Raw genomic sequence first — 17,287 nt, 5'->3', positions numbered from 1 at the left:
CATTCGCTTGAGAGAATGATAGAATGGAGGGGCAACACAAGTGCCATTCAAATACCGGCGATAGAGGTCTTGAAACCAATAAAGGGGAGCGGAGGCACTTGTGTTGCAACAATGCCGGTAACCGCTCTCCTTTTTTGGTCTATGAGCCATTGGAAGGAACAACAAGATTAGACAGAGGTTTCGACATACTATTTCAAGAGGTCATAAAAAAACGACGAGGAGAAGTATCACATGGAAACGATCAAGACCGCAGCGATATATGCGCGAGTATCAACAATAAAACAAGAGGATGAGCAAACAATTCAGAACCAGACACTGTCACTAAAAGGCTTTGCGACTGAAAAGGGAATATCCATCATTGCAGAGTATTTAGATGACGGATGGAGCGGAGATATGCTTGCTCGACCGGCACTCGACCAATTACGGCAGGACGCGAAAAAGAAGCCTTGGCAGGCTGTATTGATCTATGATCCGGACCGCTTGGCTCGTAGATATTCATACCAAGAACTGGTGCTAGACGAATTGCGGGAAACGGGCATCGAGGTTCTGTTCGTGACAGTCTCAGCGCCGAAGAACAGCGAAGAGAAGATCCTCCACGGAGTCAGGGGCTTATTCGCGGAATATGAGCGTGCTAAAATTTCCGAGAGGTTCAGGATCGGCAAATTGCGTAAGGTAAGAGACGGCAATATTCTTGTCACCGTGCCTAAGTATGGATACAACTACATACCAAAGGAGAACGGGAAACACGGTTATTATGTGATAAACGAATACGAGGCGGACATAGTAAGGGGGATATTCCAATGGGTAGCTGAGGAGAAGTTCACGCTCAGGAAGGTGGCTAAGCGTCTGAAAGATCTGAACATACCTCCGAGAAAAAGTACGAGAGGAGTTTGGAGTACTAGCACCCTAAGTACGCTACTGAAGCATACCGCTTACGTTGGCGAAGCGCATTATGGCAAGTCATACGCAGTTGTCCCGGAAAATCCACTCAAAGTCGAGAAATATCGAAGGATGAAAAAGACAAGTCGCAAGATCCGCCCAAAGAACGAGTGGCTTACTATTTCCGTACCCGCTATCGTTGAAAGAGAACTGTTTGACAAGGCTCAAGACACTATTAAAGCCAATTTTGCCCTCGCCAGAAGGAATAGGAAAAACAAGTACCTGTTGATCAATAAGATCTGGTGTATCTGCGGCAAAAGAAGATGCGGTGAGGGCGTAAAAAATGGGAAATACAAATATTACCGCTGCGAAGACAGGGTTGCTTGTTACCCTTTACCACCTATGTGTTCCGAGGCCGGAATAAGCGTAGAAGTAGCCGATACAATTGTATGGGGGCAAATAGTCAAGTTGATGACATCGCCAGTTCTCATTTCTCAACATGTGAAGCGTTGGATCACGAAAACAAAGCATGCAGATACACACGCCTCAAACGATCTGCAATTGTACGAAAAGGAGCTTGCAAAGCTGAAGTCTCAGGAAGCGAGGATCTACGCCGCATATGCAGAGGGGTTGTTCCCGATAGAAAGCCTGAAACAGCATGTGCAGTCAATTAAGACCAAAACCGACACAATTCACTTGCAACTTACGGCCTTGCATGAACAAGTCTCGGAAGTAGAAAAATCCCTTCCAGCAAACGCCATAGAGATAGAGAACTTTGCAGAAGCCGCCCGTCAAACCCTATTAAATATTGATTTTGAAGCGAAACGTGATATAGTTTTGAACGTTATCGAGAAGGTAATTGGCACACGAAACGAACTTAAGCTTAAAGGATTTATACCAATATCACAAAATGTCGAGTTGTTCACTAGCAATGGGAGTGGTCAAAGCGCAACCAGGCAAGATTTTGTCAGGAGCAGCGGCGGCTTTCCGTTCGAGCTAACAATAGCCCTTCCACCTGCAGGAAGAACGGGCCCTTCCGCGCCCGAAAAGAAAAACGGGCTCACCAAGAATCGCGATCCGTGATTCGGTTTTTCGCGTATTCCCCGAGGGATATTTCCCCCTGCTTACCATGCCGTGCGCTAACCCATACACTCAACCCATGAAGACCATACCCAACACCCTGCGAGAGCACCGCCAGAAGAAGTATCTGGCACAGATAGACATCGCGGCCCGTCTCGGTTTCCGCAGCTCCGACCGCATATCCCGCTGGGAAGCGGGGAAGACGTATCCCAGCCTCCCGAACGCCCTGAGGCTGGCCAACCTGCTCGGAGCCCCAATTGAGGAGTTGTACCCGGACGTTCCGGCAGACGAGCGTCCGGACTAGATGCACGCTTGCGGCCATGACCTATGGGCGGCAAAATTGGGGTATGAGAAACAAACAAAACGCGATTTCTGACGAGCGGATGAAAGCTACCGTCGAGGAATTTTTCCGATGGCTGCCGAAGGGCTTGGCGCAAGCGCGGGCAGAAGGGGAATCGATTCCTTTTTACATGCACATCGATGCGAAGACCGGGGAATTGACATCTCTGCTGTTCGGACAGGAGGCATTGGATGCAATGAAGGAGGCCTAAGATGGTTAGACATAGTCCATCAATGTAAACCAAAATAGGGCATGCTGTAGATGCGGCAAGGCTTGATTATTTTGCCTAAATATGGTAAAGTGCGTCACACGTTTTCCCCACCAGCGTTCGTATTAATTGTGGCCCCGAATGCTGGTATAATTCATCCGTAACTACCTCATGGACAAGATACCTAAAGACAAGTTCTTCAAAGTATACGCAAACTTGCCCATTAATCTCCGCGACGAAATTGTTCTCGTACTTCCCGACAGAGGGCCTGTGACTTGGAACGTAGCATATTTGGAAATCAGTCATGAGACAGAGCTGGGAAACCAGATAGTGGGCAAGCTTTCCGACCTTAAAATTATCTAAGCCATGGAAACCATAGATAGGGACATCATTGATCTTGTCATTGCCCGCTTGCAGTATCTGCCTGAGGACAAGGACATTTCGATTGGTGCATACGGCGAGTTTACGAAGGACGACATCATTCAGCATGTCCGAGACGCTGATGAGATCGGAAAGAAGATGATCGAAGTCGAGATGAATTATTTAAGGTTGATGAAAGAGGGCGTCTTCTATGCCGAACCAAAAAGTATTGGTGACTTGTCCTAGTTCTGATCCTACGACAAGATTTATTTCCGCTTGGGCCGAGATGACAATCGAAAGAATGAAGGCAAAGGGCTTTCATGTTTTTCCTCTTTTCAACGAGCGGGCAAACAGAAAAGAGACGGAAAGCATGCTTAAAAAGCATTCGCCCGAACTGGTTTTCTTGAATGGCCACGGCAATAGCGATTGCGTGACGGGGCACAACCAGGAAATTTTGATCAAAGCCAATGATAACGAGCAGTTGCTGGCGAATTCAATAACATACGCTCTTTCGTGCTCTTCCGGCAAAACACTCGGGCCGAAAGCGGTGGAGCGTGGTACTAGGGCTTATATTGGTTATGAGAATGAATTCATCTTTTTCATTTCGAAAGAGAAAATTAGGCATCCCGAGGAAGACAAAACCGCTGAGATGTTCCTTGGACCTGCCAATCACGTGGTACTGTCTCTCGCGAAAGGACATACCGTGCGGGAAGCGTGTAGCGACGCGAGAAAATATTTTTACCAAAACGTGCGGAAGCTTCTGACAAGTGAGGTTTCTCCCGACGAGAAGCAGTACATTCGTTTTCTGCTCTGGAATATGCAGAATTTGGTTGCGCACGGAGATACCGCGACAAAAGCTTTAATTATCCCCCGACCATCTTTTGTGGTATAAAAAGTGCCCGCATGATTTTCAGTTTTAAAATATCCTTTATTAGCAATTATTTTATCATAAATAACAATGTCACTTAGTATCGGGACAGTCGGCGCTCAACCGGACAAGATTTTGTCAGGAGCGACGGCAGCATCCCGTTCGAGCTGAGGGTTCCTCTCCCGCCTCCCCCGAGAAGCAAAAGGAAAGGCCGAGGCTTCCGCGACCGCCAAAAGAAATGCGTGATCATCAACAATGGCGAACCCTAACGCCAGGGCTCTTCGCGTATCCGCAAAAGGATATAGTTCCTGTCTTATCACCGCAATTCCTAAACCATACACTCAACCCATGAAGACCATACCCAATAAGCTGCGCGATTGCCGCAAGAAAAAGTACTTGGCCCAGATAGACGTGGCTGCGCATCTCGGCTTCCGCAGCTCAGACCGCATTTCCCGCTGGGAAGCGGGAAAGACCTATCCCAGCCTGCCGAACGCGCTGAGGCTGGCCAAGTTGCTCGGAACCCCAGTTGAAGATCTGTATCCCGATATCCCCGAGGAGGAGGCAGACTGATCGCTGCCCGCTGGGTATAATCGGGGCATGGCAAGGAAGAGGCGTGCGCCCTCGGGCGAGCGGATGAAGGCGGCTGCCGAAGAATTCCTACGCTGGCTGCCCAAAGATCTGGAGAAGATAAAGGCCGACGGCGAGTCGGTCCCTTTCTACTTGCATATTGATTTGAAGACTGGCGAAGTCATTTCGAGGCTCTACGGGCAGGAGGCGCTGGACGCGACGAAGGAGAGCGATGGAAATCCGGAATAGTTGGTTTATAAAAACTTTAAGCCGAAATTGTACATTGTTTAGATAAATCAAAGCCATGGCTAAGATTCATAGCCTTTCGATAAGGAACTACAGGGGGATACGCAATTTCGAGGAGGTGTTTTCCGGGAAGCCGCTCGTCTGCCTGATCGGCAGGGGCGATTCGGGCAAGTCGACCATACTTGAAGCGATCCATTGCGTGCTGTCGCCGCAGTGGAACATGACCTTCCACGACAGCGATTTCACGAATTGCGATACGGATCAAGCGATTGAAATAGAGGTCACCCTGATGGATCTTCCCAGCCGTCTGCTGCAGGAGGACAAATTCGGTCTATATATCAGGGGTCTAAGCATTGCCGATTTTACGATCAGCGACCAGCTGGAGGATTCACATGAATCGGTGCTTACGATTAGGCTGACAGTCAAAAAGGACCTGGAGCCGTCTTGGTGCGTGGTCAACGGACGCCAAGAGCCGAGGACCATTTCCGGCAACGACAGGTCGCTGTTGAATTGCTTTCTGGTTTCCGATCACACCGACAAGCATTTTTCCTGGAATAGAGGGAACCCATTGTACTCACTACTCAAGCAGGAGGCTGACGGGGCTCAGGACGATTCGGACGAGGATGTCGTGATTGGCGCGTTGAGAGGCGCGAAGCGGATAATAGACAAGCATCCTTTCCCTGAACTCGCGGAGGTCGTAAAGAAGGTGAAGGAATCGGCCGCACAGATCGGCATTGACATAGACAACGCAGTAAATACGATTGATTTCAAGGACATGATGATGCGGGAAGGCCGTCTGTCTCTGCATGCCGACAAGGTGCCGTTCCGACTCAAGGGTAAAGGATCGAAGCGGCTCATATCAATCGCAATCCAGCTTGCGTTGGTGAATACCGGAGGAATAATACTCATCGACGAGATCGAGCAAGGGCTGGAGCCGGACAGGGTTCAGCATCTGGCCGCTGTGTTGAAGTCTCTTGCGGGCGGGCAGGTTTTCCTCACCACGCATTCTCGGGACGTGGTAGTGGAGCTTGACGCTAAGGATTTGCACGTTGTCGCGCCGAGCAAGCAAAGCACGACGGCGCTGACCGCGTCTGTGCAAGGATTGCTGCGCAAGAATCCCGAAGCGTTTTTCGCGAAGAAAGTCATCGTCTGCGAAGGCGCTACGGAGGTCGGCTTTTGCAGGGTCTTGAACAGGCACAAGCAATCGATTGGCCAGAAAAGCGCAGCCGTCTGCGGAGTCAGGCTGGCTGACGGAGCCGGGGACAGCGCTTTTCAGTATTCTTCTGGCTTGAGCAAGGCAGGATTCTACACCTTGCTATTCTGCGATTCCGACTTGGAAAAGACTAATCCAATTCCCGCTAAGAAAAAAGAAGAGCTTGCGAGCGGCGGAGTGCAAATTGTCGATTGGGAGGTGGGCGATTGTCTGGAAGTTGCAATCGCAAAGGAATTGCCTTGGCTCGGCATAATTGAGCTCTTCGGAAGCGCAGTCCGACTCAAGGCCGGGCAGAAAGGCATAAGCGAGGCCGAAGCCGAACCCCGCCTGCTTGAGGCCGTGCGCCAAAAGTACGCGAAAGAAATCCCTTCGGATTTCAAAACTAAGGAGTACCAGGATCTTAGGGAACCCATAGGGAAGGCGGCAAGTGCTGGAAGCTGGTTCAAGTCGGTGGCAGGAGGCCAGATATTGGGCGACATTGTCCTCAAGCATATAGCGACGGCAAAGGCCAGCAAGCTATTCTCGCAGCTAAATGCGCTGTCCGTATTCATCGATGGCAATGGATTATAGGGAATTCATATCGAAGGACAAGAGCATGCTGATAGCCCCTGCGGGCTACGGGAAAACGCATACCATAATCGAGTGCCTGAGAGTGTCCGATGGCAGGCAATTGGTGTTGACCCATACTCATGCCGGCATCGCGTCGATAAACGAAAAGATAAGGAAGGAAAAGGTCCCGGCGTCGAAGTTTTCCATCGAGACCATAAGTGGCTTCACGCAAAAATACGTGCTTGCTTTCTGCCGGGCTGACGAGATCCCGAGCCAGGACGACGCGAAGGCATACCATCCCTTCATCATCAGGAAAGCCATCGAGCTGTTTGCGATGCAGCCGATCCGGGGAATATTGAAAAGCACTTATGCTGGCCTTTTCGTCGACGAATACCAAGATTGCACCTTGTCCCAGCATGAGTTGGTCACCCAACTGTGCGGGATCTTGCCGACCCGCATTCTTGGCGACCACATGCAGGGCATTTTCGACTTCAATGACGACCTCGTCGACTTGACGGATCCTTCGCATCTGGGAGGCTTCTTGGAGAACCGGTATACCTTGGATCAGCCGAAGAGGTGGGAAGCCTCAAACGCGAAGCTCGGCGAAGACATCAAGGCGGTACGCGGAAGCCTCGAGAGAGGAGAGCAGATAGACTTCTCGAAACACGAGAGCATTGAATTGCATGTGCATAAGGAAATCGAGGTGTATGACATGCGGTCCGACTACTACAAAAAGTTGGGGGCGATGCGAAATTTGAACGGCGTCCTGCTGATCCATCCTGACAATTTCGGGCTGGCTCCGCGCAAAAAAATCACAAGCCTTTTCAATAACGCTTTTCGGCTTCTTGAGTCAGTCGACGATCCCGATTTCTACGCTCTTGCGAGAGAGGTCGACGCATGCAAGCCCGAGGATGCCTTGAAATGCGTCAGCAGGTTAGCATATGCGCTGTTCAATTCGACGGCGCTGAAGACTTGGCTAAATGAAAGGGGATTCATACGCAAATCCCAAGAGGCCGAACAGAAAGCGATAGCTCCAGTTCGGGCGGCGGCAGAGCGTTTCGCTAGAAGCATGAGCTTTCTCGATTTGGCAACGGTTCTGAGGATGCTGCGCCGTTTGCCTAAGGTGGTTTGCTACAGGTACGAGCTCTTCCATTCTTTGGTCGGTGCTCTTGAGAACGCCCATCACGGCTCGTTGTCAGCGTATGAGTCCATGGTGGCGTGGAGGAACAAGATGCGGCGGATCGGCAGAAAGGCCGAAGGGAGAAGCTTCGGCACCACTCTTCTTACCAAGGGTTTGGAATTTGATACCGTGGTTATTTTGAACGCGCAAAAATTTACCTGCCCCAAGAACTTATACGTTGCTATCAGCCGCGCGAAGAAAAGGCTCATAATATTCTCGAGCACGCCTATAATTTCGCCGTATAAACTGAAAGGATAATTCCTGTTAACCCGAACCGTCGACGCCCTCATTGGAGCAACTAGCCCCTTATGTGGTATAAAAAGCAGGTTGGCTAATGCCCGCACGAAACATGGCACCCAAAACCTCTTTATTACCAATCAAATTTGTTATAAATAACAATGTCACTTAGTATCGGAACGGTCAAGACACAACACGACAATGTGACGTCCGCATCCCATTTGAGTTAGAGATCAATATACCACCCTATAATAGAAAGCGTGTACGTTAAAGTATATTTCTAGGGTCTTCATCCATTACCTCAAAATACTATGCTTCATTTATGGAAGCATGGGACCTTACACTTATCGGCACAACCAACTACCGCAATACAAATCTGAAGTTTGGGATCAAGGATCAAGACCGACTGGCACATATCTTCTGTATCGGTAAAACCGGAGTGGGCAAAAGCACCCTGCTCGTGAATATGGCCATGTCCGATATTTGCAAGGGCAAGGGGCTGGCCGTATTGGATCCTCATGGCGATGCAGCTCAAACACTGCTAGGCAAGATCCCATTGCATCGAAAAAAGGATCTGATATATTTCGCGCCTGCCAATACCTCGAACCCGACAGCGTTCAATCCATTGCATGGCGTGAGCCCTCAACACCACCATTTGGTGGCTTCCGGTCTGGTATCGGTGTTCAAGAAGGTCTGGGGAGAAATTTCCTGGGGCCCGCGCATGGAAAACATTCTAAGATTCGTATTTCTCGCCTTGCTTGAATATCCTGATGCCACCCTACTCGACATTCAACCATTGCTTACCAAGCCCAATTTCCGACATGAGGTGTTGCTGAAAGTGAAAAACGAATTTACCCAAGCTTTCTGGCGCGATGAGTTCGAAAAGCTTACGCCTTCCCAGCGGGCCGAAGCCATCTCTCCCATCCTCAACAAGACGAGCGTATTCCGCACAAGCCGTCCGCTCATGCTCACCGTGGGACGAAAGGAAAGGGGATTGAGCATGCAGCAGGTCATGGACGGGAGCAAAGTCCTGATATGCAATTTCAGCAAGGGAATGCTCGGGGAAGAGGCCAGCATGATCATTGGCAGCATGGTGGTCACATTCTTGCAAATGTCTGCCATGTATCGCGCCAGAATCGCCGAGTCCCGAAGGATTCCGTTCTTCCTGTATATCGACGAATCGCAGTCCTTCGTCACGCAGAGCTTTGCAGACTTGCTTTCGGAAGCCCGAAAATATGGTCTGGGTATATTCATGGCGAACCAGTTTTTGGACCAGCTGAACGACAAGATCCGATCCGCCATACTTGGAAACGTGGGTACGCTCATCAGTTTCCGTGTCGGGAGCAAGGACGCGGAAGAACTTGCAAGGGAATTCTTCCCAATATTCGACCAGGTGGACCTCGTGCACCTGCCTCGTTTTTCGATGTACCTTAAGCTGGCGATCGATGGAGCGACATCACAGCCGTTCAGTGCCGACACACTCAAACAGGATCAATAAGCATAAAAGACAATTGCCCGCTTCATTCAGCGGGCAATGCAATTAAAGATGTTTTCGTGGTAACTCCAGCTTGTCTTTCATTCTTCTGAAATTGTACTTGTCCATGAATATCCTCAGGTATTCCTCTATCCTAAGCGATTTCGCGCCGGCGAGAAGGATGTCAGGATAGGTCTTGAATTTCAGGACCAAGTGCTCATGGTCATATCCCTTGGTGCCTAGCAATATCAGCATCGCCTCGACGAAATTGCGCGACTTCCACCCGTTCGGATGGTAGGGCTGCATGCTTGCCATTTTCTTAGCCTTTAAGTATGCCTCGGTCACTTGTTGCTCATCCACCTGCATGAGCCCTTTCCGGAACTCGTCGGTGGACGCATGCCTTCCGCTCCTGCGGCCCGTGACGAGCAATTGGCATGTGGTCACGTCGAAGTCGTGCGCGAGGTAGAATTCCCTGAAGCGGACGTAGTTCGGATTGCCTGCCTTGGCATGGGTCTCCATGAAGTCCGTGATCGTCCAGTCGCGGGAATTCACGTTCAGTATGGTGACCTCTCGCATTCCCCATCCCGGCATTATCATGAAATGGAGCGGCAGCCCCTTTCTGCGGGCCGCCTCGTAGCGGTGCTGCCCGTCGATGATCTCCAGCCTTTCGTTCAGGTAGATGACCGTAAACAGGTAGCCGTCCCGTTCGAATGAGTTCATGAGCGCCTGGACATGCGCCTCGTTGATGTCCCTGTTTTCCTTCAGCAGTTGGAATTCTACCTCAGTTTTGGTCCGATAGAGCGCATGCCGTCGGGGCGATATGCAAGTGCAATTTTTATCCAGAAATGTCTTAAGCTTGACGCCTACGATCACCTCTGAAGAGAGCATGGTAGCCGTCAATTGCCGAACAGCATGAACCGCAATGGGTGATCCTTGGTTTTCCAGTTCCATTCTTGTGTCTTTTTTAGTGAACGATTTTCGCTCACGCTAGCACAATGAATTAAACGATTTCTAAACTAAATAAGAGGCATGAGGGGGTACGGGGAAGCCTCCCCGCAAGATTGCAAATCGCAAAATGGAGAAGATTACCATCTATCGCCATGCGATTTGCAATCTTGCAAAGGGCAACGTAATCTGAACTTTGAAATTTATCATCTCAATGTTCTATGCAATTACGTCACTTATTCCAAAAATCCGTTACTCAGTTATGTAGTTGTAATTGATTCTACTGTGACGTAGCACAGGCACATCTTCTAACATTCCGGCACTCAAAAAGGAAATTTGATGCAAGCGAATACGGTATTTTAAGGAACTGACTAAGGATTTTACTCTGTATTCAATCCGGATGACTTTGTTCATCTGCCACGGTTTTCAATTTATCTAAAGCTGATGATGACGACACTGCCAGCACATCATTTAGTGTATTATCCGTTGAATAAAGCGTCCCCACATCCTAGCAAAGTCCCCCCTCTAAAATATACTTGTCCGAACCTTTGTTGGATCGACTTCTAAATTTTGCTTTGCGTGAGCCGTCGTCTAAAATTTCCAAGCTTACCAATTCCGGATCGTATAAACGCCAAGTACGTTCTTTAAACTTGAAGGTTTGTCCATAAAGGGTTACGACAAAATCGGTATAGACAATACTTATCTCACCAGGAGCAGGCATATTGGAATCAAAAAACGCGCTCGGATTGAATTCACTCATAGTTATTTCCAAACTATCGTTCGCTTCAAAGTGTATTTCCTCGTTCTTTGTGCTTTCAAGCAATACGCACATTATGTGAAATTTGTTCTCTGTTATCTCATCTACTGCATCGAACTTTCGCTGATACGTTTTCTCTATTTCCAAAAGCGCCTCGAAATATGATACATATTTCCTCAGTGTGCTGGACATCTTTTCGTTCGCAGGCAACTTGAGCCGATGTCCTCGCCCGTTTAAAAATACGGTGAATGCGACCCCTTCTGCTAGATGCAACATCAATTTGAATGCCTCCAATTCGTCCTTTGGGTTTCCATACGGCTTGGGATATTCCACGCTGAATTGAAATTCATTCGGGTCATCGCCCATATTGATTCTAATCTGCTTATTTCTAAATTGCGCGACCACAGAAATCCTATGCCGCGAATGAAATAGCTTCACCGGAATCGTCCGCAACTCAAAACCGTTATCAAAGTCTATATCGAAAGTTGTTTCAATTTTTGGCCGGGGGATAAGCATCAACGAAGCCAAATCATTCTGATCAAAGAACTTTACCCCAGCGAATGACACTTCGAACTGTGCGTTGGAATCATTCAACTCAAGCGCCCCGAAATTCATGCCAATGGCTAGATTCTCTATAACTTTTGCTGAGATTGCGTCCGAAGAAATAGACAAGATACCCGGTACGGCTTTGCCGATAATGGTCCCTATTCGGCTTATAGTATGCCCCGACAATGAGGCAGCAAAGTCTACCGTCAAATCGTGATGGGAAAGGAACTTGTTAAACGTATCGAGCTCAATGATACCGGCGCGATAATCTCCTACTACATTTTGCTTGAGGTTAGCAATGAGTTCTTCAATAAATCTCTCCGCAGTTGAATCGATGTAATGAATGTTCTTAAGTAGCAAACTTTCGATTTCGTAATCCTTGAACCCTGGAGCAACCAAAAAGTGTTTCTTTTGCTTATCGCCAAGCTGTTTGGATACTGAACTGATGATTGCGTCGATATTTATGTCTCCTAAAGCGTATCCGATGAATAAGATATTATTGTTTACAATTCGCTCAGTAACGGTTGTCCAATACACGTTGCCTACAGATGTGTTGAAGTAACTGGCATAATCAGACTTTGCAATAATAATGCTCTCTTTGTGATTGAGGTCACCATGAATCTTGAATAAGTGTGGTTGCTTCTTTGTCATGTCCGGCAGTTCAGCCGGTGTGACAACAACCTGTATGTTGTTTTCGTACCCCAATTCAAATAGAGAATCGTAATTCGTGGTAATCAATGTTTTAAAATGTGGAACTTTCGACAACTTCTTATGGAGATCTATGGACTTAGGTTGTTTAGAAAATACTCTTGTCAAAATATCAAGCAATGGCTTCCTGTTGTTTCCGCTGATTCGTATAAACTGTTCACATAAATCGTCCAACGCCTGCGCAGAAGAAATATCGGTTCTTTGCCATGCGGGTAATGACTTGACAATCTTTTTGCCAAGATTCTTTCCGCTAGGGTACCCAGCATATATCGATAGCCCAGCACCAGACCAGAGAATTACCTTTTCCGAACGGATAAGTTGGAACAATTCTTCTTTGGGTATCCCCATATTATTAATCTAGTTCTAAATGTACGATCATTACAATACACTTCATAAGGTAAGGGGAAGATTCCGCAAAATTACATTTCCACGGAAGGAAGATTACTATCTTTCACCATGACGAAATGCTATCGGATATTGACTTATTGATGTTCACTTAAAGCCCCTTCAATTAAACTAAAGAAAGCAAACTCAGGACTTGCTTTTGTGTACTTAGTCACTTTTCCAAAACATCGCCATCAAGAATCCCAGAAGATTCATTCTAGAATTATTTAAGAGAATTGGCACAGCCGGAAGTACAAGCCATTCCTTGTCCAATTGTGCTTCGCAATTGCGCCTTGGTAGTTTTGCTGGCCAGGTCTAGCCCTATACAATGCAGTCGGAATCATTCTCTAGGACGTTTTATAACATTTAATTTGCCCAATCTACAGTTGCTAAAATTCGACTGATATCGGTAGGTTGATAAACGTTACCATCCAAGTCCCTATAGTTTTCAAGAACCCTATCAATGCAGAATAATATTTCATGGGCATTCGAGTGAGAATCTTTTAACCCATCATAAGCAGTGTATAAGAAACTTTCTACGTCCAACAAATCTTCTTCATTTCTTTTTGAAACCTTAAATAGACAATCCCATATAAAGTCTTTGATAGAATAATCCCGCGATTCTATTGGCTCGCTTTTATCAAGAATATGGTGGATTATCCTTTGCATTTCCTTCAATACAAGTTTGGCAGGTATATTCAGCAAGGATAAAGAACGATGAAAATGTTCCAACCATATCTTCCCTTGAACAATACCGTCTACAAAGAAAGCGAAACCTACCTCTTGCCCAGCAGATATGAGCCTAATCGATACCTCTAGCCTCCGGCTATCATCTAATGCGAGATTTGACAATGTACCTAGCAATGAATTTACGATTTCAATTTTGTTCTTTTGTAGCAACCTTTTTGACAAATCAAGGTAAAGGACAACGTTTTTTTCCCCTACAGTTCCTAGCTTTCTAAACAACTCGAGCAGCTTCTGCTCATCACCTCCAAGCTGTGTGAAAATTTCGACTATATGTGTCTGCTCATAATCTGCAAATCTGCTAAAAATGCGTTCGTCCAATATAAACTCAGTTACTTCATTAATTTCTAAATGCCGACATAATTCCAAATGACTGGCGATTACTCTATCTGCTTGGATATCGCTTTTTAAATTCGAAATAATTGTCTCAATCAACTGTTCTTTAGAAACAACATTTTCGATGATTAGCTCGCTCAATGTTGTGTTTTGATTCGTTCCATAATTATTTCTTTTTAGATGGTGGAATCCATCCCAAATTACCCATAGCATTTTGAGCAAATTTTCTTGCGCCGTTTCATATTTAAATTTCACAAAAATCTCCTTAAGAAAATTGGCTTTTTTATCCATACTATAAGTATTGCCATTTTGCCTAATTGCATTTACAAAATTTGTCACTTGTATTTCTTGTGAATAGTAATTCTTAAGGAAAGGGGACAATATTGCTATTGACTCTTCAGTTGGAAAGTGGTACCGATATATTTGTTTTGCTCTGAAACATTCAAACCACCCATCTTTTTCAACGACATTTAAACAATCAGACAGAGATATTTCTTTCTTGTCGTATTCAAAACGAAGTAAGAAATTGGAAATAAAGGTCGAATCAGCCAATCTCCGGACAATGTTAGGAGACACGCCTACAAACACTTTGTCAGATGGGATTGAATTGCTTCCATAAGCCTGAAAAAATGCTGTTAATCCCGCTATAAATGCATCAGGAGAAAGTATGTGTTTTAAGTCGTTTTCATGTTTCTTCGCTTCCAGCAAAAAATGCTCTCCATTCCTTTCTTCTTGTAATTTGTTGTAATCGATGCCGGTAGTATGCAGCAACCGTTCATGAAACAAATTTGCTAGGTTATCATCTTCCTTCCAATACCTAATCCATGAATACATTTGCACTATTTGGCTTTGTGGCAACAACCTTTTATCCTCAACTACATTCTCTTCATCCTCTATCTCCAAATTGTCGAAAATAAAATCGCAACACTCTTTCGTAACTAACAACGCCAAATATGGCAAGTCAATTTTATCAACAATTTTCAGAGACAACTTAAAGAAAAGTGGAACGGTGTCAGTTTTTCTAAAAAACTCATATAGGTGTATATACTCTTTGTTGTGCGGTCTACTTATTTGATATCTTAATATATCGGCAACAGGAAAAAATACAAGTGCATTTTGAGGGTGTATTCTAATTGCCAATTCACACATTTCTTTCAACAACACTTGCTTATCGTCATTTAAATAAGTATCTCGATAAATCGGCCCCCACTTTTTACTGTGAACGAGCTTGAGAAAAGCAATAACATTGTTGGGGTCATTAGGAAGCATTAAAAAATACTCCAGCTTTGCCTGTGCCTTATATTGCCTTTGGACTTTGTCATGATTTTCAAATACGTCTACTGCTTCTAGACCAACATAGTAATACTTGTCTACTAAGTTTTTCGATATTAGCAAATCAAACAGTCCGTTTAGATATTCTGGTTCTTGCAGCAATTTGCTGGGGCGCAGTAAACAGCAAATATCTTCGTCCAACACGAGGTTGAACTTGGTGAGAATATCTACTAGTATGCGTGCAAAGCCACCATCTTCTATGTTTTTAATAGTGTTTAGGATTTCTTGCTTTACGTCATTCCGCAATGAACCTAAATCGTCAAAATGCTCAATAACTCTCCAAGAGAGTGCTTTTACTTGAGACGTATTGGAACTTTGAACAATCGAAAGCAAATACTTTATTCCCTCAGCTTCATTTTTTATAAAGGCAGCGATAACATCCACCCTAGTAACCCTCGGAAAGGAACTGAGTCTGATACATTTTTGGAATACCTCCTTGACCGTTTGCAATCGAAAATCAAAGGACAATTTAGAGGCATCGCAAAATGTTATCAATTCGATATTATCGTTCCGAACGAGCTCAAGTACTGATTCTTTTCGACTATCTCCTTCCTCAAGCAAAGATATATAAGAAGCAATGGTCTGAATCCATTTAGTTTTTATCCTTCGCCTTGCTACTCCTACCGTCACCATGTCATAAACGCTACCCAAAGGCATTTGTAACAATGCAAGCGCAGCGATATTTTCTTGAAAGAATGCAATATCGAATGACCATTTAGTGCCTATTTTCGAAAGAAATGAGCTATGAATGAGTAATTCTCGTTGTTCTCGGGTAAATAGTCGCTGCATAAGCTCATCGTCTACTGCATTCTCGCCATTTAACTGCGTAATTAATGCAAGTTTTTTATACAAGCCGTATACTCTACCTTTTCATGGAGAAGTTCATTTCCATGGACCAATGGCCTGCTGTCTGAAGGCTTAAATGATTCTTCAACTAAATAATAGACGATTTCTTTCCTTGTCTTTGGAATGCTGCTTATGCCACGTTCTTTTTGAAAAAGCCTGACAAGGTTAACTAGGTAGAATGGATGATATAAGAGGCTACCCAAATTGCATTTGGCTATGTAATTGGTGAAGTTCTTTTTTTTGTTGCCTAATGTGCTTGTAAAAGTATTGATGTCTGGGTCTGCTATCGGCATCAATTCATAAAAGTCAAAGTCTTTCTTTAGCTCTGATAAACGATAATGAGAATAAAATAGCTTTCTACAGGAAAATATGATATTAACCGCGGGATTAGCGTTCGAATATTCGATAATCATATTTTTATAATCATTGAACTTGTTCTGTGTGACCTCATCTAAACCATCGAATATTAGAACAAGCTCTCCGCCAGGAAATTGTTTTATATAACTGTAGGATTCCTCAATAATTGACTCTATGGAGCGAACATTTAGAGACTTAATTTTCAGAATTACGGGAACATACAAACTACTTTCTTGCAATTCGTAAGCTAGATGCTCCAATAAAGTAGATTTACCTTGATACGCGTCAGCGATTAGGCATATTTTTTGAGTAAGGAGGTCATCGGAATAAAATAAGCTCTTTAATTCAAGAATAGTGCGTTCGCCAAAATAAAATCTATGTTCATTGTCCGCATTTGGCTCGTTCACTTTCAGAACACTTCTTTCAATAAAATTCTGTACGGGATTGTATACGATTACCGGGTTTTTATTGGACAGGAAACAGTGATTATCCGCAGCACCTTTACCAAAGTATTTATGGACTAATCCATAGCACTTCTTCAGTCGCACTTCAATGTTCTCAATGTCCCAAGATTCTAGCTCAATTTGGTATTTGTCTTTGAAAAGACCTACCTGTGCGTCAAAATACTCTTTTACCGTTCTCTTCTGTAAATCAGACGTAGTTGCGAGTATAAATTTCCTCGTTGTCGCCCGTAGGGTTCCTTCCTCGAATTCTCGTAGTAAGTCCTTTAAATTCGCTAAGGATAACTCAGGAGTAAATTTGCACTGAATACAAATATCTTTCCCCGTATCGTAATCGAAACCTTTGATATCTATCCCATGTTGTTTGTTGCCACTTTTAAGATAGAGGTCCCAGTTTATTTTCGGTGTCTCAGTTTTGGCAATCCAGCGAATTAGATTCTCAAATTTTTTGCAATCAATAACATGCCATGGGATATTTCGGGCATTCATCTTCAGTTCTTTTGTAGTAATAAATCAGGTGGGGATACTTATATTTGCATTGATAAGTAACCCTATATAAAGTTAATTGCTTGAAGAATGAAGTTCTTGTTTTAATCGACAAAAAATCAAAAAAACAAATTTCGGAGACTGAAATTCAATCGTATACCATGGCAATTCGAATCTTAGTCGG

General features: G+C 45.1%; 14 protein-coding genes. 10 read left to right on the top strand and 4 right to left on the bottom strand.

Annotated features, from left to right (window positions below; genetic code table 11):
• Positions 1-231: 231 nt before the first annotated feature.
• The 10 genes from ABD843_RS03710 (at position 232) to ABD843_RS03665 (ending at position 9,225) form a co-directional block, all read left to right on the top strand.
• On the top strand, positions 232-1,962 hold the full coding sequence (locus tag ABD843_RS03710) for a recombinase family protein (RefSeq protein ID WP_345078693.1): 1,731 nt from the start codon (positions 232-234) through the stop codon (positions 1,960-1,962).
• Positions 1,963-2,038: 76 nt separating this feature from the next.
• On the top strand, positions 2,039-2,263 hold the full coding sequence (locus ABD843_RS03705; RefSeq protein ID WP_345078690.1) for a helix-turn-helix transcriptional regulator: 225 nt from the start codon (positions 2,039-2,041) through the stop codon (positions 2,261-2,263).
• Positions 2,264-2,306: 43 nt separating this feature from the next.
• Entirely contained in the window at positions 2,307-2,510 is a 204-nt protein-coding gene (locus tag ABD843_RS03700) for a hypothetical protein (protein WP_345078688.1), read from the top strand.
• Positions 2,511-2,873: 363 nt separating this feature from the next.
• The gene (locus tag ABD843_RS03695) at positions 2,874-3,113 is read left to right on the top strand and encodes a hypothetical protein (RefSeq protein ID WP_345078684.1); all 240 of its coding nucleotides are present in this window, start codon (positions 2,874-2,876) and stop codon (positions 3,111-3,113) included.
• A 55-nt stretch (positions 3,114-3,168) separates the two neighbouring features.
• A complete protein-coding gene (locus ABD843_RS03690) occupies positions 3,169-3,759 on the top strand; it encodes a hypothetical protein (RefSeq protein WP_345078681.1) in 591 nt (196 codons plus the stop codon).
• Positions 3,760-4,083: 324 nt separating this feature from the next.
• Complete coding sequence (locus tag ABD843_RS03685; protein ID WP_345078678.1) at positions 4,084-4,305, top strand: helix-turn-helix transcriptional regulator; 222 nt, start codon at positions 4,084-4,086, stop codon at positions 4,303-4,305.
• A gap of 27 nt (positions 4,306-4,332) precedes the next feature.
• The gene (locus ABD843_RS03680) at positions 4,333-4,551 is read left to right on the top strand and encodes a hypothetical protein (protein WP_345078674.1); all 219 of its coding nucleotides are present in this window, start codon (positions 4,333-4,335) and stop codon (positions 4,549-4,551) included.
• 55 nt (positions 4,552-4,606) lie between these two features.
• Complete coding sequence (locus ABD843_RS03675; protein WP_345078671.1) at positions 4,607-6,331, top strand: ATP-dependent nuclease; 1,725 nt, start codon at positions 4,607-4,609, stop codon at positions 6,329-6,331.
• The gene (locus ABD843_RS03670; protein WP_345078668.1) at positions 6,321-7,748 is read left to right on the top strand and encodes a UvrD-helicase domain-containing protein; all 1,428 of its coding nucleotides are present in this window, start codon (positions 6,321-6,323) and stop codon (positions 7,746-7,748) included. The genes ABD843_RS03675 and ABD843_RS03670 overlap by 11 nt, the downstream gene beginning before the upstream one ends.
• Positions 7,749-8,049: 301 nt before the next feature.
• Complete coding sequence (locus ABD843_RS03665; RefSeq protein WP_345078665.1) at positions 8,050-9,225, top strand: type IV secretory system conjugative DNA transfer family protein; 1,176 nt, start codon at positions 8,050-8,052, stop codon at positions 9,223-9,225.
• 42 nt (positions 9,226-9,267) lie between these two features.
• On the opposite strand, the gene ABD843_RS03660 is transcribed toward ABD843_RS03665, so the two are convergent.
• From ABD843_RS03660 to ABD843_RS03645, 4 genes are all read right to left on the bottom strand, one after another.
• Entirely contained in the window at positions 9,268-10,152 is an 885-nt protein-coding gene (locus ABD843_RS03660; protein ID WP_345078662.1) for a ParB N-terminal domain-containing protein, read from the bottom strand.
• Positions 10,153-10,654: 502 nt separating this feature from the next.
• Entirely contained in the window at positions 10,655-12,505 is a 1,851-nt protein-coding gene (locus ABD843_RS03655; RefSeq protein WP_345078659.1) for an SIR2 family NAD-dependent protein deacylase, read from the bottom strand.
• Between the two features lie 402 nt (positions 12,506-12,907).
• On the bottom strand, positions 12,908-15,805 hold the full coding sequence (locus tag ABD843_RS03650; protein ID WP_345078657.1) for a hypothetical protein: 2,898 nt from the start codon (positions 15,803-15,805) through the stop codon (positions 12,908-12,910).
• Positions 15,784-17,106 carry an NACHT domain-containing protein gene (locus ABD843_RS03645; protein ID WP_345078654.1) on the bottom strand — a complete coding sequence of 441 codons (1,323 nt, stop codon included), beginning with the start codon at positions 17,104-17,106 and terminating at the stop codon, positions 15,784-15,786. The genes ABD843_RS03650 and ABD843_RS03645 overlap by 22 nt, the downstream gene beginning before the upstream one ends.
• Between the last annotated feature and the right edge of the window lie 181 nt (positions 17,107-17,287).

It is taken from the genome of Nemorincola caseinilytica (genome assembly GCF_039540515.1).
Taxonomy (GTDB): Bacteria; Bacteroidota; Bacteroidia; order Chitinophagales; family Chitinophagaceae; genus Nemorincola; species Nemorincola caseinilytica.
Note: the sequence above shows the minus strand (reverse complement) of the source record. Positions and strands in the feature narration are given on the sequence as shown.

Coding starts and splice junctions, on each gene's coding strand:
- ABD843_RS03660 (WP_345078662.1), bottom strand. CDS start 10,152: ATGGAACTGGAAAACCAAGGATCACCCATTGCGGTTCATGCTGTTCGG.
- ABD843_RS03675 (WP_345078671.1), top strand. CDS start 4,607: ATGGCTAAGATTCATAGCCTTTCGATAAGGAACTACAGGGGGATACGC.
- ABD843_RS03645 (WP_345078654.1), bottom strand. CDS start 17,106: ATGAATGCCCGAAATATCCCATGGCATGTTATTGATTGCAAAAAATTT.
- ABD843_RS03710 (WP_345078693.1), top strand. CDS start 232: ATGGAAACGATCAAGACCGCAGCGATATATGCGCGAGTATCAACAATA.
- ABD843_RS03695 (WP_345078684.1), top strand. CDS start 2,874: ATGGAAACCATAGATAGGGACATCATTGATCTTGTCATTGCCCGCTTG.
- ABD843_RS03665 (WP_345078665.1), top strand. CDS start 8,050: ATGGAAGCATGGGACCTTACACTTATCGGCACAACCAACTACCGCAAT.
- ABD843_RS03705 (WP_345078690.1), top strand. CDS start 2,039: ATGAAGACCATACCCAACACCCTGCGAGAGCACCGCCAGAAGAAGTAT.
- ABD843_RS03690 (WP_345078681.1), top strand. CDS start 3,169: ATGAAGGCAAAGGGCTTTCATGTTTTTCCTCTTTTCAACGAGCGGGCA.
- ABD843_RS03670 (WP_345078668.1), top strand. CDS start 6,321: ATGGATTATAGGGAATTCATATCGAAGGACAAGAGCATGCTGATAGCC.
- ABD843_RS03685 (WP_345078678.1), top strand. CDS start 4,084: ATGAAGACCATACCCAATAAGCTGCGCGATTGCCGCAAGAAAAAGTAC.
- ABD843_RS03700 (WP_345078688.1), top strand. CDS start 2,307: ATGAGAAACAAACAAAACGCGATTTCTGACGAGCGGATGAAAGCTACC.
- ABD843_RS03655 (WP_345078659.1), bottom strand. CDS start 12,505: ATGGGGATACCCAAAGAAGAATTGTTCCAACTTATCCGTTCGGAAAAG.
- ABD843_RS03680 (WP_345078674.1), top strand. CDS start 4,333: ATGGCAAGGAAGAGGCGTGCGCCCTCGGGCGAGCGGATGAAGGCGGCT.